The 22,121-nt window shown below is 50.4% G+C and carries 27 protein-coding genes and 1 riboswitch; of the genes, 6 read left to right on the top strand and 21 right to left on the bottom strand.

Annotation, left to right across the window (positions count from 1 at the left end; genetic code table 11):
- Window positions 1-27 precede the first annotated feature (27 nt).
- The 6 genes from J4760_RS08665 to J4760_RS08690 all read right to left on the bottom strand — a co-directional run bounded on the left by J4760_RS08665 (window position 28) and on the right by J4760_RS08690 (window position 4,297).
- Window positions 28-405 (bottom strand): PaaI family thioesterase, encoded by a 378-nt coding sequence (locus J4760_RS08665; RefSeq protein WP_255695376.1) that lies wholly within the window; start codon window positions 403-405, stop codon window positions 28-30.
- Window positions 398-1,885: a leucyl aminopeptidase family protein gene (locus J4760_RS08670; RefSeq protein ID WP_237605452.1), complete on the bottom strand. Its 1,488-nt coding sequence runs from the start codon at window positions 1,883-1,885 to the stop codon at window positions 398-400. Before J4760_RS08670 ends, J4760_RS08665 begins: the two co-directional genes overlap by 8 nt.
- An 11-nt stretch (window positions 1,886-1,896) precedes the next feature.
- Window positions 1,897-2,214: a YuiB family protein gene (locus J4760_RS08675; protein WP_186365431.1), complete on the bottom strand. Its 318-nt coding sequence runs from the start codon at window positions 2,212-2,214 to the stop codon at window positions 1,897-1,899.
- A gap of 71 nt (window positions 2,215-2,285) precedes the next feature.
- A complete protein-coding gene (locus J4760_RS08680) occupies window positions 2,286-3,491 on the bottom strand; it encodes an NAD(P)/FAD-dependent oxidoreductase (RefSeq protein ID WP_145284087.1) in 1,206 nt (401 codons plus the stop codon).
- 126 nt (window positions 3,492-3,617) lie between these two features.
- Window positions 3,618-3,980, bottom strand: coding sequence for a HesB/IscA family protein (locus J4760_RS08685; protein WP_145284084.1), 363 nt, complete (start codon window positions 3,978-3,980; stop codon window positions 3,618-3,620).
- Between the two features lie 53 nt (window positions 3,981-4,033).
- A complete protein-coding gene (locus tag J4760_RS08690; RefSeq protein ID WP_145284080.1) occupies window positions 4,034-4,297 on the bottom strand; it encodes a DUF1450 domain-containing protein in 264 nt (87 codons plus the stop codon).
- Between the two features lie 103 nt (window positions 4,298-4,400).
- On the opposite strand from J4760_RS08690, the gene J4760_RS08695 reads away from it, so the two are divergent.
- The gene (locus J4760_RS08695) at window positions 4,401-5,459 is read left to right on the top strand and encodes an NAD(P)/FAD-dependent oxidoreductase (RefSeq protein ID WP_145284077.1); all 1,059 of its coding nucleotides are present in this window, start codon (window positions 4,401-4,403) and stop codon (window positions 5,457-5,459) included.
- Window positions 5,460-5,502: 43 nt separating this feature from the next.
- Here J4760_RS08695 and J4760_RS08700 read toward each other — a convergent pair whose 3' ends face one another.
- Complete coding sequence (locus tag J4760_RS08700) at window positions 5,503-5,745, bottom strand: NifU family protein (RefSeq protein WP_145284074.1); 243 nt, start codon at window positions 5,743-5,745, stop codon at window positions 5,503-5,505.
- A gap of 98 nt (window positions 5,746-5,843) precedes the next feature.
- On the opposite strand from J4760_RS08700, the gene J4760_RS08705 reads away from it, so the two are divergent.
- Complete coding sequence (locus J4760_RS08705) at window positions 5,844-6,152, top strand: YuzD family protein (protein WP_145284071.1); 309 nt, start codon at window positions 5,844-5,846, stop codon at window positions 6,150-6,152.
- A gap of 40 nt (window positions 6,153-6,192) precedes the next feature.
- Here the strand turns inward: J4760_RS08705 and J4760_RS08710 are convergent, their stop codons facing one another.
- The 4 genes from J4760_RS08710 to J4760_RS08725 form a co-directional block, all read right to left on the bottom strand.
- On the bottom strand, window positions 6,193-6,735 hold the full coding sequence (locus J4760_RS08710) for a biotin transporter BioY (RefSeq protein ID WP_145284068.1): 543 nt from the start codon (window positions 6,733-6,735) through the stop codon (window positions 6,193-6,195).
- Window positions 6,736-6,855: 120 nt separating this feature from the next.
- Entirely contained in the window at window positions 6,856-7,812 is a 957-nt protein-coding gene (locus J4760_RS08715) for a 2-hydroxyacid dehydrogenase (protein ID WP_145284065.1), read from the bottom strand.
- The gene (locus J4760_RS08720) at window positions 7,813-8,577 is read right to left on the bottom strand and encodes a TIGR01457 family HAD-type hydrolase (RefSeq protein WP_237605453.1); all 765 of its coding nucleotides are present in this window, start codon (window positions 8,575-8,577) and stop codon (window positions 7,813-7,815) included.
- Window positions 8,567-8,998 carry a DUF86 domain-containing protein gene (locus J4760_RS08725; protein ID WP_237605454.1) on the bottom strand — a complete coding sequence of 144 codons (432 nt, stop codon included), beginning with the start codon at window positions 8,996-8,998 and terminating at the stop codon, window positions 8,567-8,569. The genes J4760_RS08720 and J4760_RS08725 overlap by 11 nt, the downstream gene beginning before the upstream one ends.
- Window positions 8,999-9,086: 88 nt before the next feature.
- On the opposite strand from J4760_RS08725, the gene J4760_RS08730 reads away from it, so the two are divergent.
- Entirely contained in the window at window positions 9,087-9,353 is a 267-nt protein-coding gene (locus J4760_RS08730; protein WP_145284056.1) for a DUF3055 domain-containing protein, read from the top strand.
- Window positions 9,354-9,411: 58 nt separating this feature from the next.
- Here the strand turns inward: J4760_RS08730 and J4760_RS08735 are convergent, their stop codons facing one another.
- The 6 genes from J4760_RS08735 to J4760_RS08760 form a co-directional block, all read right to left on the bottom strand.
- Window positions 9,412-9,825, bottom strand: a complete 414-nt coding sequence (locus J4760_RS08735) for a YutD family protein (RefSeq protein ID WP_145287238.1) — start codon at window positions 9,823-9,825, stop codon at window positions 9,412-9,414.
- A 4-nt stretch (window positions 9,826-9,829) separates the two neighbouring features.
- Complete coding sequence (gene lipA / locus J4760_RS08740) at window positions 9,830-10,750, bottom strand: lipoyl synthase (RefSeq protein WP_145284053.1); 921 nt, start codon at window positions 10,748-10,750, stop codon at window positions 9,830-9,832.
- Window positions 10,751-10,891: 141 nt separating this feature from the next.
- Complete coding sequence (locus J4760_RS08745) at window positions 10,892-12,484, bottom strand: Na+/H+ antiporter NhaC family protein (RefSeq protein ID WP_145284050.1); 1,593 nt, start codon at window positions 12,482-12,484, stop codon at window positions 10,892-10,894.
- 81 nt (window positions 12,485-12,565) lie between these two features.
- Window positions 12,566-12,728, bottom strand: a riboswitch (Lysine riboswitch).
- A 47-nt stretch (window positions 12,729-12,775) separates the two neighbouring features.
- On the bottom strand, window positions 12,776-14,092 hold the full coding sequence (locus J4760_RS08750) for a bifunctional metallophosphatase/5'-nucleotidase (protein WP_145284047.1): 1,317 nt from the start codon (window positions 14,090-14,092) through the stop codon (window positions 12,776-12,778).
- 10 nt (window positions 14,093-14,102) lie between these two features.
- Window positions 14,103-14,924: a sulfite exporter TauE/SafE family protein gene (locus tag J4760_RS08755; protein ID WP_145284044.1), complete on the bottom strand. Its 822-nt coding sequence runs from the start codon at window positions 14,922-14,924 to the stop codon at window positions 14,103-14,105.
- Window positions 14,925-14,999: 75 nt separating this feature from the next.
- A complete protein-coding gene (locus J4760_RS08760; RefSeq protein WP_145284042.1) occupies window positions 15,000-15,848 on the bottom strand; it encodes a DUF72 domain-containing protein in 849 nt (282 codons plus the stop codon).
- Between the two features lie 51 nt (window positions 15,849-15,899).
- On the opposite strand from J4760_RS08760, the gene J4760_RS08765 reads away from it, so the two are divergent.
- Together J4760_RS08765 and J4760_RS08770 are read left to right on the top strand one after the other, a co-directional pair.
- Window positions 15,900-16,604, top strand: coding sequence for an ABC transporter ATP-binding protein (locus J4760_RS08765; protein WP_237605455.1), 705 nt, complete (start codon window positions 15,900-15,902; stop codon window positions 16,602-16,604).
- A complete protein-coding gene (locus J4760_RS08770; RefSeq protein ID WP_145284036.1) occupies window positions 16,601-17,362 on the top strand; it encodes an ABC transporter permease in 762 nt (253 codons plus the stop codon). The genes J4760_RS08765 and J4760_RS08770 overlap by 4 nt, the downstream gene beginning before the upstream one ends.
- Before the next feature lie 63 nt (window positions 17,363-17,425).
- On the opposite strand, the gene J4760_RS08775 is transcribed toward J4760_RS08770, so the two are convergent.
- The gene (locus tag J4760_RS08775) at window positions 17,426-17,983 is read right to left on the bottom strand and encodes a thioredoxin family protein (RefSeq protein ID WP_237605456.1); all 558 of its coding nucleotides are present in this window, start codon (window positions 17,981-17,983) and stop codon (window positions 17,426-17,428) included.
- A 127-nt stretch (window positions 17,984-18,110) separates the two neighbouring features.
- Here J4760_RS08775 and J4760_RS08780 point away from each other — a divergent pair, with 127 nt between their 5' ends.
- Window positions 18,111-19,052 (top strand): EamA family transporter, encoded by a 942-nt coding sequence (locus J4760_RS08780; RefSeq protein WP_145284030.1) that lies wholly within the window; start codon window positions 18,111-18,113, stop codon window positions 19,050-19,052.
- Between the two features lie 23 nt (window positions 19,053-19,075).
- Here the strand turns inward: J4760_RS08780 and J4760_RS08785 are convergent, their stop codons facing one another.
- Genes J4760_RS08785 through J4760_RS08795 form a run of 3 tightly spaced genes read right to left on the bottom strand, consistent with a single transcriptional unit; the run spans window position 19,076 to window position 21,894 of the window.
- The gene (locus tag J4760_RS08785) at window positions 19,076-20,008 is read right to left on the bottom strand and encodes a prenyltransferase (RefSeq protein ID WP_145284027.1); all 933 of its coding nucleotides are present in this window, start codon (window positions 20,006-20,008) and stop codon (window positions 19,076-19,078) included.
- Window positions 20,009-20,029: 21 nt separating this feature from the next.
- Window positions 20,030-20,356 (bottom strand): hypothetical protein, encoded by a 327-nt coding sequence (locus J4760_RS08790; RefSeq protein ID WP_237605457.1) that lies wholly within the window; start codon window positions 20,354-20,356, stop codon window positions 20,030-20,032.
- Window positions 20,353-21,894, bottom strand: coding sequence for an NAD(P)H-hydrate dehydratase (locus tag J4760_RS08795; RefSeq protein WP_237605458.1), 1,542 nt, complete (start codon window positions 21,892-21,894; stop codon window positions 20,353-20,355). The genes J4760_RS08790 and J4760_RS08795 overlap by 4 nt, the downstream gene beginning before the upstream one ends.
- Window positions 21,895-22,121 lie beyond the last annotated feature (227 nt).

The raw sequence follows: 22,121 nt of genomic DNA on the forward strand, positions 1-22,121 counted from the left end.
ATGGATTCCAATCGGAATCCATTTTTTTCATCTCTTCTTTTTTACTGCCATGGTGCATCGTGAAAGGCAGACGAGGCTCTTTTCCTCATCCGTAATTTCGATCTCCCATATCTGTGTGCTGCTGCCCTGATGACGGCATCTTGCGGTTGCAGTCAATGTACCCGACTGCTTCGTTTTTATATGGTTCGCATTGATCTCCATGCCGAAGGTGATCTCATCTTCTTCGATGAGTGCTGCTGCACCCATGCTTGCGGCCGATTCGGCCAGGACGACATTGGCGCCACCATGCAGATATCCGAAGGGCTGCAGTACTTTTTTTGAAACCGGCATCTCCATGACCATAAGACCGGGAGCTTCATTTACAGCGACGATATCAAGAAGTTCGATCAGACCGGTCCTATCCATGGAAATGACCTGTTTCGAACATTTTTACAATAGTATGGATCATTACACCGGTCGCACCTTTTGGTCCAGAAGGTGTTGTTTTTGAGGTGGTTCCCGTTCCGGCGATATCGAAATGGATCCACGGCGTGCCGTTTGCAAACTGCTTGATGAAGCAGGCGGCAAAGGACGCACGGCCGGGCTTCTCGACATGGTTCGTCAGATCGGCGACTGCAGACTGGCGGACATTCTTCTCTTCCATCTCCGAGATGGGCAGCTGCCATACGGCTTCCCCGGTCTGTTCCGTCATTTCGATCAATGGGTTCAGGAAGGCGGCATCCTTATTCGTAAAGACACCCGTCCGTTCCTCACCAAGTGCTGCCACTACAGCACCTGTCAGTGTAGCAAAATCCATGATCAGACTCGGTGAGTACTGCGATGCGTGGAATACGGCGTCTCCAAGTACGAGGCGGCCTTCCGCATCCGTATTCTTCACCTCGACCGACTGGCCGCTGTAGGATGTATAGACATCATCCGGTCGCATGGCATTGCCATCGATCATGTTCTCGGCAAGTGCAACCACACCGATGATATGTACAGGCAAGGACATGTTCGAAGCCGCGTGGACCATGCCGATGACGTTGGCGGCACCGCTCATATCATATTTCATTTCAGGCATGCCGGTCTTTGATTTGATCGAATAGCCGCCTGTATCGTAAGTGACGCCTTTCCCGACAAGCGCTACAGGCTTGTAGCCCTTTGCGGCCGGATGACGGTATTCGATTGTAACGAGGCGCGGTTTGGCATATGACGCTTTGCCGACTGCGGTGATCAGACCATAGCCTTCCGCTTCAAGTGTCGCCGCGTCTTTGACTTCTCCGGTCACGTAGGGATGGGACTCGAAGATTTCTGCAATCTTGTCTGCCATGACTTCGGGCGTCATCAGATTAGGCGGTGTCTCGCTGAAATTTCTGGCCATGATGATGCCTTCACCAAGTTTTCCATAATGGGATACCGTCTCTTTGATATCAACACTGCTCGTTATTGAAAAAGCTGCTGTTTCACTGAACAGCGGTGCCTGGTCCACCTTATACGAATTGAATTCATATACGCTGATCTCAGCCATGATGGCAACCAGTTCAGCGGCCATATGCGAATCGACGGGGAACGTATCGAGCAGTATCTGCCCTTTGACCGTGTCCGTCTGTTTGAGGAACTGGAACATGACGCCAAGTGCTTCCGACAGTTTGACCCGATCAAGGGCTCGGGCGTCACCAAGACCGACAGCAATGACTTTACGATAGTCGCGCTGGATGATTGCTCCGGTAGTCGTTACGACGCCGAATTCGGTCGACAGCACATCTTCCTTGATGATAGCGTCGAGCTGGCCGTTGAGCAGTGTATCGACCTCTTCGTAGTTGTCCATCTGCGCGGGCTCATGAGGCAGCCCGATTATGATTGGTTCTTCTGTTGCGACATACTTGTCACGGAATTGAAATTGCATCATTTATCCTCCTAGAACATCTGGTATCCGGCTTTGCGCAAGTATCGGATTGTCATGCCTGCCAGTATCGTTCCGATAAAACCACTGCCGAGCATAAGAATGTCGGCAATGTGCAGATTGACAAGCCTTTCTCCCAGAGTACCGAAAGCCTCGGATGTATTTGTAAAATATTCTGCTGATGATATGCCATCAACGATGAGCAGAACGATGAATGGATAGACGCCCACCATCAGCCATGTCATTTTCAGTATCATATTCAGAATGAAGCTGATGCCATAGAATAGGACGAAGAAAAGCAACATGGATATTGCGAGTTGTATAATTGACATTTTCTATTAACCTCCACATGAAAAAAAGACATGGGCATTGAATCAATACCCATGCCTGTACTATCGATTTATCAGAGCATCTTGCCTTTTGAAACGGCAAGCATCGGTCCGCCGATTTTGAATATCGCTCTTGAATCGATGACGCGCTTCATGAACGCAGCTTTGCGGCCTTTGATTTCACGACCCATTACAAGACCGATGCCATCTTTCGAACCAAGTGAGCAGACTGTACCGCGGTCATTATAGGAGAACGGCTCAAGCTTTTCACCTTTCAATGACAGCTGGATGTTCTTCGCTGTATGCTCGGCAAGCTGCATTGCAATCTGGGCAGTTGTCGGCCATGGACGGGATGCCTCGTTGTTCATGACTGCTGCCACATCGCCAATCGCGTAGATGTTGTCGTAGCCTTCAACAAGCAGTTCCGCATTTACCATGATGCGTCCACGTTTGACCCCGTCGAATGACTCGTCCATCAGGCTGTTGCCGCGTACACCTGCTGTCCATACGATGCTGCTCGCTTCGAGCTGCTGCTTTTCGCCATCCACTTCAACGACAAAGCCATTTTCATTAGCAGCAACAATCGGTGTGCCGACCATGAAGTTGACACCACGGTCCTTGAGGTAGTCCATGGCATAGTCCACGAGGTTTTCAGGGAACATCGGCAGCATTTTCGGCGCTGCTTCGACACAGGTGATATTCACTTTGCTGTAGTCGATGCCATGGCGTTGACATAGTTCAGGAATGCTTTCCACCAGTTCACCGAGGAATTCGATGCCTGTAAAGCCGGCACCACCGACAAGAATCGAAATATCCTTGTCATCATTGGACTGCTTGTATTTGGCAAAATTGCGTTCGATTTCCTGGCGTGCAGCAAGTGCAGTCTGCGGGTTGACGAGAGAGTGTGCATGCTCCGCCATGCCCTCGATGCCGAAAGTTTCACTTTCGAAACCGAGTGCAACGACAAGAATGTCATAGTCGAATGTGCCCTGTGTCGTTTCCACCTGCTGCTCGTCCTTGTTGATTGCTGTTACTTCAGCTGGTACAAAGACGACCTTCTGGGTGTCGATGACTTTATTTATCGGGTAGACACCCTCTTCCCAATCGATGGTACCTGCAGCTGTTTCATGCAGCCAAGTCGCCTCGTAGTGGTATTCATCCTTATTTATCAATGTAATGTCGGCATCTTGATGAGATAGCAGTTTTTGAAGTTTGGTCACAGTCTGCAGCCCGGCATAACCTGCACCCAGCACCAGAATTTTCTTTCTCTCAAAGCTCATTATTCAGTCACCTTTTCTCTCCGATATTTGAAATCCACATAAATTTAGACATAATGAAATCGCTAATATTATTCTCTTATAATATTAGCGATTTTCTTCACATATATCAAGCGGTTTGCTAAATTATCAGCAATCCGGCTGGGGAGTTCCAGCGTTTGACTCCGTTCTGAATGAGGAGCCACAGCCACAGGAGAGTGTCGCGTTCGGATTTTCTATTGTAAAGCCGCCACCCATCAGCGACTGCTTGAAATCTATAACAGTTCCGTCGATGACGGGAATGTCATACTTGTCCACCAGTACTTTGACACCATGGAACTCGTATACTTCGTCGTTTTCGGCCTTGTCCATTTCTGCTGCCATGCCGTATGTCAGACCTGTACAGCCACCACCCTGGATCTTGAATCTGAGATAGCCATCTGCCATGTCATTGCCTTCCAGCATATCACGTACTTCGTATGCGGCGCTTTCAGTCAAAGTTATATGAGACATTTCATCACCTCTTATTACCTTTTGATTATATCAATTATAAAGCAATTGCCGGACTAGTTCAAATCATCGGTCCAGTCCTCAAGCTCTCTCTCGTTCCTGTCTATTCTTTTGTAGATCTTCTCAAGCAGTTTCTCGGGTGTCATTGCACTGACGATCTGCCCATCCACAAGGACAAAAAATGCCTTGCTGCACAGGCCGCAGTTATTCAGGCATCCGTAGTCCAGCACATCGATTCCGGGATCTTCGTCCAAAGTGCGGTACACTTCTTCAGTCCCCTTAAGCATATTCGATGAACAGAACTCCACAAGGGTAAACATCGCACTCCCTCTTTCTCTGTATTATTACCTACTTTCATTGTAGTTTATCCTGTTAAACATTATAATGAAAGTAATAGAATTTCTAAACAAGGCGGTACTGACTATGAAAACTATTGTATGTCTCGGAGGGGGATATGGAAACATGCGCTTTATTCAGCGCATTCTGCCCAAATTACCATCCGACTATACTATTACGCTCGTTGACAAGAACCCTTTCCATGGGTTGAAGACAGAATACTATGCGCTTGCTGCTGGAACCAAAAGCGAAAAGACGGTCCGGGTGGACTTTCCTGATGATGACAAGGTCAATGTGATATATGATACCATTACCAGCATCGACCTCGAGGGGAACCAGGTCATCCTTGAAAACCAGACACTGGGCTATGATACACTCGTCATCGGTCTCGGATGCGAAGACAAGTATCATGATGTACCAGGTGCCAGCGAACATACCTACAGCATCCAGACGTTAAGACAATCCCGCGCCACCTACGAAAAAATCGGTTCATTGAGCCCAGGTGCCAAAGTCGGCATCATCGGTGCCGGACTCAGTGGCATCGAAGTGGCCAGTGAACTGCGGGAAGCCCGCGGTGACCTCATCATCAAGCTGTTCGACCGTGGCGACCGCATTCTGCCGATGTATCCGGCACGCCTCAGCGCCTACGTCAAAAGATGGTTCGATGAAAATGATGTCGAAGTCATTCCGAATTCCAACATCGTCAAGGTTGAAGCAGACAAGGTCTACAATAACAATGACTCACAGGATCTCGATATGATCATCTGGACGGCAGGCGTCCAGCCGGCTGAAGCAGTTCGCGAGATGCCGGTTGAATTCGGAGCTGGTGGGCGTGTTGTCCTCAACCAGTACCATCAGATACCAGGATTTGAAAATGCCTACGTCGTCGGTGATTCCGCTGCACTCGAGCACGCGCCTTCCGCCCAGGTGGCAGAAGGACAGGCGGAGCAGATCGCAGAAGTCATCGATACGCTTATAAAAGAACGGCCACTTCCATCCGAAATGCCTGAAATAAAGATGCAGGGCATTCTCGGTTCACTTGGCTCGAAGGAAGGGTTCGCCTACCTCAAGGAGCGGACCGTAACAGGTCGTATTGCACGCATGCTGAAAAGCGGCGTCCTGTGGATGTACAAGCTCGGCAACTAAAGAACAGCCCCCGCAGATTGCGGGGGCTGTTGATGTATATGGCTTAGAATACCTGTTCCACTTCCACAAAACCTGGAACTTCTTCAAGCAGTGCACGTTCAATGCCGGCTTTAAGCGTAATGGTGGAGCTTGGGCACGTGCCGCAGGCACCGAGAAGGCGCAGCTTGACAATACCATCCTCTACATCCACAAGTTCACAGTCTCCGCCATCTCTAAGTAGGAACGGGCGCAATTTATCAAGTACTTCATCGACTTGTTCAAACATTGTATCCTGGCTAGTAGTCATGAAATTCACTCCTTATTCTTTCATACGCAAATGATTATATGTATATTATAATGGATATGGAAAGAAAAATCCATCATCTGAAAGGCGGATGTTATCCTATGAAGTACGTGATCAACGTCTATGGACGTGATGTCATCTGCGCCAGCTGTGTCAATGCGCCTGGGTCAAAGGACACATACGAATGGCTTGAAGCGGTCCTCAGTCGAAAGTATCCGGAAGACGATCTGAATTTCAACTATATCGATATCGACCGGAATGATAATCTTTCCGACTTTGACGAAAGCATCATCGAACGCATCAATGAGGATGAGCTGTTCTATCCACTCGTCACCATCAATGATGAAATCGTCCAGGACGGCCATGTGCAGCTGAAGCCGATCCAGAAATCGATGGCGGAGCAGGCATGAGCCTTGCCACTGGAGAGTATCCAGTGGCTTTTTTGTTCACTCAGCTGCTTGCGAGATCAAGCCCCCGTGCATGGAGCGTCCGTGCAAACAGGCTGGTGAGCACGGCGACTATGACATCCTTCACGATGAATGGCAGCACAGCCACTTTAAGTGCTTCAATCGCGCTCATCGGCGTGCCGATGACAGTATTCATGATGAAAATGAAGTACAGGAAGCCGAACAGAAAGACAAAGAACAGGGCGAGCAGTGTGAAGCTCACTGTACCGGCAAGCGGCGTTCTGTAGGCAGTACCAAGCCCGGCGCAGAAGGCAGCCGGTATCAGACCGACGATGAAACCGAATGTCGGAGAGACTACGGTTGCAATGCCGCCACCTCCGGCAAAGACCGGCAGGCCGACAAGCCCCATCAGCATATAGACCGTGGCGCTCAATGCACCAAGCTTCGGTCCGAGCAGCAGACCGGCAAGCAGTGCCATCGGTACCTGGAATGTGACCGGTACCGGGCCGATGGGCAGACGGATCTGTGCACCGACTGCAATCAGCGCTGCAAACAGCGCAACGTAGACCAGATGTTTTGTTGACATGAAATCCCCCTCTTTTCTGATTAGAGTACCATCATACCACTAACATCATTATTTGTTAACCATAATTTATATATGGTTAACAATGTTTTTGAAAATAAAGCCCCCTCTGGGGGCGTGAAGCTATTTGACAGGCGTAATCGGATTGCCGCCGTTCAGTACTTCCATAATATTATTGACGCACAGGTTCATCATATTGTTTCTTGTGTCCACCGATGCACTGCCGATATGCGGCAGCAGTGTCATGTTATCCATATTGACGAATGGATGATCCTTGCCGATCGGTTCATTTTCAAATACATCAAGGGCAGCCCCTCTGATCTGACCCGTCTCCACTGCACGAGCGAGGTCCGCCTCCACAACATGGGCACCCCGGCCGATATTGATGAAGAAAGCACTGTCTTTCATGCGCTGGAACGCTTCCTTATCAAAACGGTGCTTCGTTTCATCTGTCAGCGGTGCCGCACACAGGACGAAGTCGGAAGCGGACAGCAGATCTTCGAACGAAACATATTCTGCGCCGAGGGTCTCACCGAGTTCGGACTGGCTCCGGTTGTGATAGAGCACTTTCGTACGGAAACCGCTGAGCCTTCTGGCAAACGCGGCACCAATCGATCCCATGCCGAAAATGCCAACCGTTTTGCCGAATATGTCGGTGCCAGCCATATGATACGGGCTCCATCCGGACCATTCGCCTGCCATCAGCTGACGGTTCGCCTCAAGCACCCGGCGTGCTGCTGTCAGCATCAGAGTGAATGCAAGCTCCGCAGTCGTCTCTGTCAGGACGTCCGGCGTATTTGTAATGATGACGTTGTGCTGCTTCGCCGACTCAAGATCGATGTTGTCATAGCCGACCGCAAGATTGGCCACCACTTTGAGGTTTCGAGCATTCGACAGCATCTCTTCATCGACTTTATCGCTGAGCATTGTCAGCACACCATGGGCATCCGCTGTCTCTTCAAGGAAGCGGTCACGCGGCATCGGCTTTTCCGCTTCATCCCATAGAACGACTCGAAAGTCCTTTTCAAGCTTCTGGATCATCGTCGGATTGATCTTTCTGGTGATTACGATCTTCTTCATCTATTCCACGCTCCATTCACTCAGTTGGTTGATCATATGTGCAGGCTGCATCGCCTTTTCCTTCACTATTTCTGCATGTGTGACGCCGGTGTTGACGTGGAGTGTATCCACTCCGTTATCGAGTCCGGTCAGTATATCGGTGTCGTAGTTGTCCCCAACAAGCAGGACATTATCCTTCGGCAGCCCGAGTGCCTTGATTGCGGCTTCCAGGATGATCCCTTTCGGCTTGCCGATGACAATCGGTTCCACATCTGTTGTACTTGCGAGTACAGAGACGAGCGCGCCATTTCCGGGCAGCAGCCCTTCATCACTTGGAAACTTTCTGTCGGGGTTGGTTGATATGAACCCTGCGCCGGCTGAAATCAGACGGGCGCCAAGCGCCAGCTTATCGTAGGTGATCTCCCTGTCGAGCCCCATTACTACAAAGTCCGGACTGTCATCTGTAATGACACATCCCGCTGCTTCCAGCGTCGACCGCAGACCGTCCGTGCCGATCACATGGACCGATGCGCCCGGTGCCTCCACTTCCAGATAGGCAGCTGTTGCCATGGCGGATGTATACAGTGTTTCCGGATGGATATCAAAACCCATGTCGATCAGCTTCTGCGCTGCCTCTGCCTGCGTTTTGGTCGCATTGTTCGTCAGAAAAACATAGGGGATATCTGCCTGGTTCAACCTGTCTATGAAGTCGATGGCACCGTCGACGACCGTATTTCCGTTATACATCGTGCCGTCAAGGTCGATCAGATAGCCTTCATACTTCATGCTGGTCACCTCTGAACGCTGTAATTGCCTGCCCTTCATTCTCAAAGAAATCAAAGACATTTTTCCTGTAGTTTCGATAGGCCGAAAGATGTTCCTTGAAGTCGGCCTTCATCTCTTCATGATCAAGCCGTGTATAGTTGCGCGTCAGTTCGCTGCGCCATCTGAATGTTTTCTGGAAACGGCGGTTGTCTTCGGAGGGAATCACCCCTTCATTCTCCATGATGTCCATGACATCCTGATAGCTGCCCGGATCACGCAGTATGAAAGCATCTATTATCATATTGCCGACATCAACGACCGCTTCAATGAGCATATGGCAGGACCGCTCAAGCGCAAGATCTTCCCTTTCTTCAAACGTCCCCGTAAGACGTTCTATATAATCCAGACGTTCAATCAGTAAGTCCTTATCTACGAAATACATACGTCGCCACCCCTATCATCGTTCTTTTGTAACTATTACAATAATATGATAGCATAATTCCAGTACACTTGAACTGGAGGGGAACTCTTTGATCGACTTCTTTCTTTATGATGAATCGGAAGATACCAATACGCGCTATGTCAGCTTTGTCGGAGAGCATGCCCGATATGATCTGGCAATCATCCAGACCGACCGCTACTTCGGCAAGAGCCTGGTGCTGAACACCCAGAGCAGCCGTTTCGGAATCATCGGTTCCGATGACCTCGAGGAGGAAGGGTATATCGCTCATATACTCGGGCTCAGTGACGAGGAAGCAGCCGAAGTGGAAGCGTTCCTATCGGAAATCATCGTCTGACTGCACCGTATAAATCAAGCCTGCATTCCCGGGAAGGGAATGCAGGCTTTTCTGCTGTTCATCCACTTGGCTTTCTTGCCGCAAGTGTTCTGCTGTTCGTCTGTGCATCTTCCTGTTCTTCATGCGCTTCATTTTCCACATCATCCACAGGCGCATCAGCAGTATTATCGGACGCCTCTTCGCGCTCCTTCAATTCCGTCTTGGAAACTTTGCGCAAAACAAAGTAGGCGCATCCGAAATTGCAGTACTCGTAGAGGTAGTCCTGGATGGCGCTATACTTCTTGTCCCGCTCGACCTTCTTCTTATTGTCGCGGTAGAAGCCGGTCAGCCTCAGCTTTTCGTAGCCGATGTCTCCGACGATGTAATCGTATTTGTTGAGTACTTCGCTGTATTTGCTGTCAAACTGCGTTTCATCAAAAGCATCCCGGTAGTTCTCGACCAGTTCGAAATTCATATGGTCCACCGTAATCATAGTTCTACTCACCTTTCAATAGTTCATCGCCTTTCGCCTGTCTGGCCTTGGCCGCTTCGTTCACCTGCTCATCCGCATGATAGCTTGAACGCACCATCGGCCCTGCCTGGCAGTGTTTGAACCCTTTTTCCATGGCCACTTTCCTGAGCTTGCCGAACTCGAGTGGTGTATAGTATTTCTGCACTTTGAGATGTTTTCTCGAAGGCTGCAGATACTGTCCGATCGTCATGATATCCACATCATGCGCCCGAAGGTCATCCATTGTCTGGTGGATCTCCTCCACCGTCTCCCCAAGACCGACCATCAGGCTCGATTTTGTCGGTATTTCAGGATACATCTCCTTGGAACGCTGCAGGAACTCAAGTGTCCTGTGATACTTCGCCTTGGCACGCACTCTTGGCGTCAGACGCTCGACCGTCTCGATGTTATGATTCAGTATATCCGGTTTGGCATCCATCAGCGTCTTCAGACTATCATACTCGCCACCCATATCGGATGGCAATACTTCGATGGTCGTAAACGGATTCTTCTCCCGTACTTTTCTGACAGTCTCTGCATAGACAGCCGACCCACCATCCTTCAGGTCATCCCTTGCCACTGCAGTAATGACAACGTGCTTGAGATTCATCAGCTCGACGGATTCCGCCACACGATTCGGTTCATCCCAGTCAAGTTCGTTCGGCAGGCCCGTCTTCACGGCGCAGAACCTGCATGCACGCGTACATACCGCACCAAGAATCATGAATGTCGCAGTGCGGCGCTCTCCCCAGCACTCATGGATATTTGGACATTTCGCTTCTTCACATACGGTATGCAGGTTCTTCTCCCGCATCATCTTCTTCAGTCCGGTATAGTTCTTATTCGTGTTCAGTTTGATCTTCAGCCAGTCGGGTTTTCTTAGAATTTCTTCATTTTTTGTGGCCATGTTGCAATGCCTCCCTTATTTATGTAGATGTCATACTCATATTATCATAATTATACAGATAAAGTAGGAAAAATTGAAATTGTTGAAATTGTTGGATGATAGAAAAACCTCCACTCGAAAGTGGAGGTTCCATGATCAGTATTATGATTGAGTATTCCTTCTGGCAATCGGCGTGTAGACGACTTTTGCCACAACGAAAACAAGTATGATCAGCACGAGCAGGGCACCAAGCGATAGCAGCAGGCTTGAGGTCAGTCCGAGGACCAGATAGCCGACAAGCGCAATCAGTGCAGACAGGACCGCGTACGGCAGCTGGGTCATGACGTGGACGATATGGTTGCACCCGGCACCTGTCGAGGACAGGATCGTGGAGTCGGATATTGGTGAGCAGTGGTCGCCGAATACCGCTCCGGCCAGTACTGCTGCGATACTTGGCAGCAGCAGGTCCGTTGCACCGAGTGAAATCATGATCTCACCGGTGATCGGGATCAGAATGCCGAAAGATCCCCAGCTCGTACCCGTCGCCAATGCCATCAGACAGGCCACTGCGAAGACAACCGCAAGCAGGACGCCTGTCGGGAGGCTGGATTGTTCGACCATGGCACCGAGCAGTTCTCCTGTACCGAGCTGACCGATCAGGTCACCGATCATCCATGCCAGTGTCAGTACGAGGATGGCCGGGAACATCGCCATGAATCCGGTCTTCACGCCAAGCCAGATTTCACTCTTGCCGAAGTCGCTGTTGTGACGCGTATCCTTGAAGAAGTAGAACAGGCTGAGCACCAGGCCGACAACACCACCGATGACAAGCGAATGTGTTACGAGTGTATTTTCGAAAATGCTGAAGATATCCACAGAACCGCCGGTCATTGCACCTGTAATGAACATCGCCACAATGACAGTCAGTGCCAGACCGAGAATCGGAATGATCAGCGCTTTTGCCGAGCCATCCTGATGGACGGGAAGCGCTTCATCCGTTTCTCCGGGCACTTCACGTGGATTCTCCACGACGCGGCCTTCATTGAGCGCCAGCGTCTCATGCTTGCGCATCGGACCGATATCGAACCGGGTAGCGATGACGATGAACATCATGGCGATGGCGGTCAGTACATAGAAATTCATCGGAATCATGTAGACGAACGCCTGGAATGGCGAAATGGCAACAAGACCGGCTGCTGTAAGCAGCGGTGCCACAAGTCCCATGATGCCGGCACCCCAGCTTGATATGGGTGCGATGACGGAAACTGGTGAAGCCGTCGTATCGATCAGATAGGCGAGCTTTGCTCTTGAAACGTTGTATTTATCGGTAAGCGGTTTTGCCACCTGGCCGACGATCAGTGCACTGAAATAATCATCGATGAATACGATGATGCCGAGCAGTGCTGTTGCGAAGTTCGCTCCCCTGCGGGACTTCACTTTTGTCAGGGCCCATGCAGTGAACGCCTTTGCGCCACCCGACATGTTGATGAAAGCCGTCATGATGCCGAGCAGACTGAGAAAGATGAGGATGAAGGCGTTCCACGTGTTGATGGTGCCGCCATCGACAAAAATCATGGCAAAGCTGTTCCAGATTATCCGGAGTGTTTCAACGATGCCTGCACCGGCAACGACAAACGCCGAAGTGATGATGCCGACACCAAGGCTGATGCCCACCTTGCGGGTCAATACGACGAGAACCAGTGTCAGTAATGGCGGGATGAGGGAGATGTACTCCCAGTTGAGTATACTTTCCATATATATCCTCCTGAAGTTTATTTGGACTACAAAAAAGACGTCACAGCAGCATTACAGAATCAGCCACCGTGACGTCTCTCACCAGGTTGTAGCGCATCATCGCAATGACAGTGCCAGACCTGTTCGACCTGACCCCAGAACATCACCCCGCCGGGCGCATCCTTCGGCAACTGCTCCTTTCCATGAGTTCAAAGCATGCCTGCTCCCTCACGTACTCCTAGCCGTTGCGACCTCTACTTTTCGTTCTTCAATTGTTATAGAATATTATATCATATATTGTCTGTTTTTCAACTACAGTTCCGAGCTGTAGATCTTGACGATATCCCTCAGGAATTCAGGCATCTTGTATACTTTTCTCGAGTATCGGAACTGCGGGAAGATCCTGCCGAATGTATACATGTCCAGAGTGCCGAGTGTATAGTGCCTGCGGTCCTCGATCACTTCGCCGTTGATGTAGTATTCACGTTCGGACTGGACGTAGCCGATATTCTCGGCGACGAAGCAGCCGAATATGTCACCTCTGAAACCGAGGCCCCGTATGATCTCATCCTTGAATTCGTGCTTTGAGGCCTGGCTGAATATCTCCTTCAGCTCCCGTCCTGTCAGCTCGATCTGCACTGTATTGATCGCATGGGGCAGGACCTTGTGCAGATCATAGTCCGTCAGCATGCCACCTTCAAACGGTTTTACGATGAGACCTGTATGGATCAGGCTGGCATCGCTGTCCGTAAACAGGCGGACCATACGGGCGAGTGATGTGATGAAACTGCTCGTCGAATAGAGCCTGCGCTCGATCGGCGCCGCCGAATCCTTGATCACAGTGGAGAGCATATCACGCCCCATCTCATAGTAGTGGTCATCGCTGCTCGTAAGCAGATCCGTATCATAGAGACGTGCACGCTTGCCGACAAGCGTCTTCTCGTCAAATTCGAGTGTCACTTCACCCACGTAGTCACCGTAGCGTCCGGCAGCGGCGAGCAGCGTATCGCCGATCCACTCGCCTTCTTCGAAGTAGTGATGTGTATGGGAGCTCAGTATGACATCGATTTCCGGGAACATCATCGCAAGGGACTCGTCGTCATATCTGCCAAGATGGCTCATCATGACAATGCAGTCGACTTCAGTATTGATTTCACGAATCGCCTCGAGGATCCAGTCGAAGCTCTCCGATACTTCCCATCCGAGTGCCTTATAGAATGGGGTGAACTCGACGGTGGCAGCGATGAAGCCGAACTTGATGCCATTGATCTCCTTGATGACGTACGGTCTGAAGTATGGAGACTCACTGCCGACCTCACGCAGGTTGGCGCAGATGACGTCGAAATCCGCATTGTCGTACAGGGATTTGAGATCCTCCTTCTGCAGTGTGATGCCTTCGTTATTGCCGATGGTCGCCACTTCGCATCCGGCATCATTCAGAATATCGATATTGCCTTTGCCGAGCGTCGCTTCGGTATAGGGATGCGATCGATCGACGTGATCTCCAAGGTCGACATACACCATATTATGCTTATGCTGACGTTTTTTGTTGTGCAGAAAATCTTTTATTTTCAAGTAGTTGTATAGATGACTATGAATGTCATTTGTATGAAATAGTTTCACTTCCATCGAATCACCTCTATATGATGGTCTGTAGAATCATGTATACGCCAAGGAGCAGCAGAACCGTACGCAGCACGACAACCATCGTATCGGAATTGAAGCGCCGGTTGATCGAGACACCGATCTTGGCACCGAAGAATGCAGCCGGAACGATGAACAGAGCATACCAGAAATCCACATTGCCCTGCAGGACATGTCCGACGGCAGCTGCTGTGCCGGAAAAGAAGACCATCATCATGCTCGTTCCGATGGCGATTGACGCCGGCATGCGGAATACGAGCAGCATGAGCGGTGTCATCAGCGCCCCGCCACCGATGCCGAAAAGACCTGTGAAGAAGCCGACGATGAATGTTGAGAGGATGGCGATCCAAGCGGGAAAACCATAGTGGTGAACGTCCCCCATGTTGTCGACATGCGGCTCCATATAGCGTTCATTCTGGAAGATGGAAATCGGTTTGATCCTGTCCCTGATGATAAGCAGTGTGCTTAGAAAAATAAGAAATATACCGAAGTAAAGGTTGAAGCTGTCGATGGTGAAGAACTGGCTCGCGTAGGATCCGACAAAGGCGCCGGGCATGATTCCGATGAGAAACCGCAAGCCATTTTTCATATCGACCTGGTTGCTCCGTCCATAGGAGATCATTGCAGACAGGCCGATGACAATCAAAACGAGACTGGAAGTGCCGACGGCACTCTGGGGGGTGATGCGCTCCAGTATCCCTGCATTGATACCGAAGAATATGAGCAGCGGCACAATGATGACCCCGCCTCCGATGCCGACCAGGGCACCGAGAGCCGATGCGAAAAGCCCGATCAGTATGAGGATGATGTATTCCATTCGTATTGCTCCTTTAGAAAACCAGAAAATCCTGGCTGTAGTTTCCCTTCGGAATTTCCCCTTTGTCTTGATTCCCTAGAATAATTTAAGCTGTTTCGGCGACAGTCCATCATAGCGTATCCCCATCAGCGTCATGAAGTCCTGGGCGTTGCCTGCAGCATGGCCGCCGGAATTGTTGTTGAAAACAATATAGATATCCTTTGTCTTATGCTTCAGAATTTCGACCTGTCTTTTCAGCCATTCCAATTCCTGTCTGTTATAATCATATAGGTACCTTACGTTGCGCCATTCCTCGCTGGTGCGGTCCTTTTGTGTCCACCCGTGCACGTTGCGCCCATGGAGCCGGATGAAAGCCGTCCGATTGGTCACCCGGTTGACGAAAGGAATGCTTCCGATGCCGGCCTGCGGTTCATCGCAGATGCTGTGGATGATATTATTATTGTCGAGAAAAGACAGTGTCTCTTCCCTGTACTGTTCCTCGAACCATGTCTGGTTTCTGAATTCGACCGCAACCTTGTATGGCTGCAGCTGCTCTGTTGCGTATTTCACATAGCGAATGTTTTTGTGATTGCAGTCGAACCACGGCGGGAACTGAAGAAGGACGAAGCCGAGTTTGCCTGCCTTGTCCATGGGACGCAGCATATCACGATACGCACTGAAAACATCCTTGATGGAATCATAATGGTCGCGATAGTCGCTATGGCCGGTCATGTACTGGTGGGCTTTGACGACAAATCTGAATTTATCCGGCGTTTCATTACACCATTTTTCGATCGTTGAAGTACGCTGGATGGCATAGTAGGTGGAATCCAGCTCGACAATCGGGAAATATCCGGCGTATGTAGCCAGTTTGTCTTTTTTATTTGAAAGGTCTGTGTAGAGGTCATGATGATCCCCCCAGCCCGTCAATCCAATATAAATCATAGAAATCACCTTGCTTTATTGTAACACAACTTTTAAGGAGCACACTTCAATATGAGTATAATCGAATTTGAAAATGTAAGCCATCGGAACATCCTCCATAATATCAGCGGACACTTCAACGAAGCCAGAATTACAACTTTTGTCGGCCCGAGTGGTGCGGGTAAGACGACGTGCCTGAAGCATATCAATGGGCTGCTGTCGCCTGACTCCGGCAATATATTTTTCAGAGGTGAAAATATTCAGGATATGGACATGGTCGAACTGAGAAAACGCATCGGCATGGCCTTCCAGAGTGCACCGATGATCGGCGGAACAGTATATGACAACCTCAATCTGCCAAAAGCCATATTCAATGAGAGGCTGGAGCAGGACCGTGCGGTCGAACTGCTCAGACGTGTCGACCTCGACGGCATTCCACTCGACCAGAACATCAAGTCACTGTCCGGCGGTGAGAAGAGCCGTGTGTCGATCGCCCGCACGCTGGTCAACCGCCCTGAAGTTCTGCTGCTCGATGAAATCACCGCAAGCCTCGACTACCGCATGGTCAAGGAGGTCGAACGCCTCATCGTCAGACTGCAGCGCGAATACAATGTCACTGTCATCTGGATTACGCATGATCTTGATCAGGCTCGGCGCGTCAGTGATGACATGTGGTTCCTGGCAGCCGGGGAACTCATCGAATACGGGAATGCCGCGTTCATCGATGAATCCGATAATCCACTCATCAAAAATTTTCTCGAGGGGGAAGCACTTTGACATACGCCCAGCTCGCCCTGTCACTCATATTCATCGCAATCCCGCTCGGACTGGCACTTGTACTGAAACTCGGCCTTGAGAAGGATATCATCATCGCGACCGTCCGGTCGATCATACAGCTGCTGATCATCGGCTACATTCTGACCTTCGTTTTCGAGAGCGACAATCCGGTCTACATCATACTGATGATCCTGCTGATGATTGCTGCAGCTACGCAGAATATCATAAAAAAAGGGGATGGTATCCCGGGCATCACTTGGATGATCGTCTTCACCCTCGTCGTTGTGGAAGTCGTGACGATGGGCATCATGCTCGGGTTCGGCATCATTCCGTTCGTTCCGGAGGAAGTCATACCGATCAGCGGGATGATCATCGGCAACTGCATGGTCCTCTCCCTCCTCTTCCTGAACAGATTCAAGGATGAAGTCGACCGCAGCGATGAGACCATCGAACTCATCCTTTCCATGGGCGGACAGCCGAAAGTGGCCATCGATAAAAGTCTGAAGTCCGCCATACAGACCAGCATGATACCGACCATCGAAGCACAGAAGACGATGGGCCTCGTCCAGCTTCCCGGCATGATGAGCGGACTGATCATCGGGGGTGCCGCTCCGATGGAAGCCGTCATGTATCAGCTTCTGATCCTGTTTCTGATACTCACCACCGCAGCCATGTCCTCAGTCATGGTCGGGTATCTCGCCTATCCGAAGCTGTTCAACCAGAAAATGCAGTTTGTGGGGCTGCAGTATCGGAAATAGAAGGAGATGTTGGAGATGAAAAGAGGTGCCCTTTGCCGGGGCACCTCTTTTGTCATCCAATCACTATATATTTTTCTCAAGCTTCTCCTTGATGCTCTCATACGTTTCCTGCCAGAACTTTTCTTCAGTGACGAAGCGGGCTGTCAATGTTTTGATGGCTTCTTTGAATGCGGCATCGTATTCCGGAGAGTCTTTATCGGGCAAGCTGTCCATCAGCTGATCGACTTCATTTTGGACTGCTTCTGCCCGGGGACCCCAGTGCGTAACCTCCTGTCCGTTTTCATCAATGAAGATGAATATCGGAATGGAGCGGGATCTACCATTGGTCAAGTACTGGTCCATGAGTTCCAGATTGCTGTCCCTCAAAATCATGCGGACTTGCATATGGCTTTTTTCCGCGAGATGGAGCAGGATCGGGATATTCATCATGGCATCCCCGCACCAGTCTTCCGTAATCGCAATGACACGGAGTGACCGTGCTTCAAGGCGGCGGAAGAAGTCATTGTCCTCCGGTATCTGGAACTTGTTGTATACTTTCTGCAAGTTCTCCTTGTGCTGCGCCATGCCTTCTATATAGGTTTCGGTCACGATTGCCTGGTCATACCATTGATCAAGTGCCATTCTTTCTCCCCCAATATGTTCAAGATGCCATCAGTATATCATGATGATGCTCGAAACTTTGAGTGATGCGCATTGAATTTCCTGATGGTTTCGACTATTCTTTTAATAATGGAAAGGAGGCATATGTATGATATCTGAATCGAAACATATCCGCGGTCTGATCTTTGTTCTGATTGGCGCCACACTATGGGGTGTCGGTGGAACGGCTGCAGACTACATATTCAGAAATACTCCCATTACTGTGGAATGGTATGTTGCCTTCAGACTTACTGCCAGCGGCATCATTCTCCTTGCCGCATACTGGCTGTTTTCGAGAAAGCAGCAGCCGGTTCGCCTGGACCGGCGCACCTTCGCCATGCTCGTCATCTACAGTCTGCTTGGAATGACAATGGTGCAATATTCATTCATGGCAGCAATCGGCCATGGCAATGCAGCGATCGCCACAGTACTCCAGTACACAGGTCCCATCTACATCATCCTGTGGCTGGTCATCCGCCGATATGCAAAATGGAGCGCTGCCGATGCATTCATCATCATCGGCATGATTGCAGGTGTCATACTGCTCGCGACAAACGGGGACTTCTCCACGCTCATCGTATCTCCGCCTGCCCTCATATGGGGGCTGGTATCCGGAGTGGCCCTCGCCTACTACACCTTGCACGCACAAATACTGCTGTATCGACTGCACCCGCTTCAGCTTGTCGGTGGCTCGATGTTCATCGGCGGCATCGCAATGAACTTCATCCATCCCATCTGGCAATTCGACCGTGAATTCGAATGGACTGCGGCGCTGGTTACAATACTGCTGCTGTCAGTACTGATCGGGACAACGCTTGCCTTCCTGCTCTATATCAGCAGCCTGAAGCATATTTCTTCAAAGGAGGCGGGTATTCTCGGAACGCTGGAACCTGTATCAGCAGTCGTCAGTTCCGTCATATGGCTTGATATCAGCATGGGCTTGTACCAGTTTGCCGGCATCGCCATCATACTTGGCATCGCAGTCTACATCTCCGTCGGCCGTAGGGCAAAAACAAATAAGGAAGCCGTCCCAAGCACACAGGAATCATGACCTGCAGTGCCGGGATGGCTTTTTTACATCTCCGGAAACAGGCCGAGCCATATTGCTGTTGCCATCGCCAGCAGCAGCAGGACTTTTTCGTATGCTGTGACCTGTTCAACATCGTCCACATTTATTTTCAATACCATGTATATGCCATATCCGAGCAGAAGCAATGTACCGACTGCTGCAATCGGACGATCCCAGATGACCGAGATTGCGAGCAGCCCGACAATGACCAGATAGAATAGTGCCGGAGACGGAGCTGCCTTCACGCCGAATTGTCTTGCCGCCCATACGACAGTGGTCTGCTTCATCGGTGTCGCATTGCGGTCGGCTTCTATATCCGGAACATGGTGGATCATGACCCAGGCCATGCACCACAGTGCATTGATGAGGGCGTTCTGCCATGCCCACAATGGAATGTCGTCCAGCATGAGCCATGGTGCCGCAAGGCCGAGCAGCAGAATGGATGGGAAAAGGCTCAGCCATTCTCCAAGAAACGGCCGGTAGGCGAATCTGAAAGGTTTCAATGAATAGCTGATGGCCCCCCACAGCCCGACAATTGTAAGTATCGCGAGTTCCATCTGTCCGAATGTAATGAAGAGTGCGGTCGCAATCAGCAGGAGCAGGGTGACAACGAGTCCGATACGCACCAGCATATCCAGTGTCATGACGCCATTCTGCAGCACGCGGCTGCCGCCTGACAGCATGCCCGGGCTCTCCTGGTCCGTCCCTGATTTAAAATCGGCAATATCATTGAACACGTGTGTCAGTACACCATGAACAAGAAAAGCACCGACGACGAGCAGCAGAAACAATAGAAAAAGATCAACGTTCGATATATCATACCCGAATGCCAGCGGCAGTATGGTCGATATGATGGTTGCAATACTTGATGCAACGACCGCAACGACTCTGAGCAGCATGCCAAACCCCTTCAGACTGTATGATTCCTGTTTTTCCATAACCTTACCCCTTTCGCCCTCTTACCTTTTTTCTCTTTCCATCTCCTCTACTGCACGTTCAATCTCCCGCTTCCAGCATCTCCTGCCATTGACGACGAACTTAAGTGATGCGTCATCCTGCAGAACAACTTCAAGACCATTTGGAATCGGGATGAAATTCATGATGCGGTGGCTGATCAGATTGACTGCTGCCACATCCAGAAGATCGATCTCCGTCTGCTTCCTGTTAAGATTCATGGCATGCGGAATATGGTGGATGCAGGTCGTTGTCAGATGCATTTTCCCACCAACCGAAACGCCATTTCTGAACAGGTTGCCGTTGCCGCTCCTAAGTGCCTTTTCCTTCATTTTTCGGCCTCCATCTGTTTGAGCACTTCCCTGCTCGCTTCAATGATATCATCAGGAACCACTCCATAATGCGAGCCCTTGAGTGCCGCGCGTTCTCCGGAAACTGCATGGATATGGACCGCCGCCCGCATGGCATCTTCGGGCCGTGCTCCCTGTGCAAGGAAGGCTGTGATCATGCCGGTCAGAAGGTCTCCGGTGCCCCCTTTGGCCAGTGCGTCATTGCCGAGCGGGTTCACCCAGATGCCCTCCGGTGTGGCCACGATGGTACGATGGCCTTTAAGTACAAGATTTACATTATGCCGGCTCGCAAAATCATGAGCGATTCCGATCCGGTCCGCTTCCACTTCAGGTACAGACTTGCCGGTCAGTGTCCCCATTTCTCCGGGGTGCGGCGTCAGGACGACCGGGCCCTCATAGCGGCTCAGCAGTTCCATCTGATCTTTGATATGAAACAGACCGTCCGCATCGATGACGATCGGCTGTGCATCAAGATGGTCGATGATATCCCCGATGAACTCAGGTCCCGCTTCAAAGCGGCCCATGCCGGGCCCGATGGCAACTGCAGTCACCTTTTCAAAAAGTTCAGGTGCCACGCCTGTTCCGTTGAAATGTCCGCCATCACTCGGCAGTGTCCGAATGAGTGCAGTCTGATTCTGGCTGGCGATGACTGGATATGTCTCTTCAGGAATGACAAGTGTCGATAGACCGGCCCCGCAGTGGAAAGCAGTATGTGCACTGTAGAGCGGTGCACCGACGAACGGTTTCGATCCGCCAAAGACAAGGGCATGGCCGAACGTACCCTTGTGGCCGAACCGTGGCCGCTTTGGCAAGGAAGCTGCCGCAAGTTCATGGGTGATGACTTCCGGCAGCTTCATGCCGAGTGCGTCCGCAAATGTTTCCGGCACGGAAATGTCCTTTACGTGCCAGTTCCCGACGACGGATGGACCATCCTGCAGGAAGAAGCCAAGTTTCGGCATCGCAAAAGTATACGTATCATCCGCTGCCACTGCGACGTTTTCAACCTTTCCCGTATTGCAGTCGAGCCCGGAGGGGATATCGACTGAAATGACATGGAGATCATGCGCATTCACCTGCTCGATGATCTGGCTGAAAGGCTCCCTTACAGCACCTTTCACGCCTGTACCGAGCATCGCATCCACCAGTACTTCCGACTGTTTCAAAGTTTCATCCAGACTCGACATCCCTTCCTCGACCAGGCGAAGCGGCAGTCCACGTCCTGTATGGATCTGATATTGCGTTCTCGCGTCCCCTTTGAGATTTCCTTCATCGACAAGCAGCCATACAGCAGGGGCATAGCCTGCATCAATCAGCCGTCTGGCGATGACAAATCCATCCCCGCCATTGTTTCCGCCGCCGACCAGTATGGTGATATGTACTGATTGATCCGGATAGGAACGCATGATTGCTTCGGCAACATGATTGCCGGCAATCTCCATCAGCACCGCACCGGAAATTCCGATCTCCTCCATTGCATACCTTTCGATTTCAAGCATCTCTTCCCGCTTTACGATTTTCAATATAATCCCCCATTCAGTCTTTACACCATTATACCCTTATTTCTGGAAAATTAATAACCTCCATCAAATTCCTATTGGCATATCAGAACCAGTAATCATCGGTAACCTTTCCAATATTAGAGTAATATTACAGCAGGATTAACGTTTCTTTTCAAATCGTGGAACAGGGTTCAGAAAATCATTGAAAAATGATATGATATCAAAGTTGCGTTTTAGATGAAATATTA

This window comes from Salinicoccus sp. ID82-1 (assembly GCF_021991715.1).
Taxonomy (GTDB): Bacteria; Bacillota; Bacilli; order Staphylococcales; family Salinicoccaceae; genus Salinicoccus; species Salinicoccus cyprini.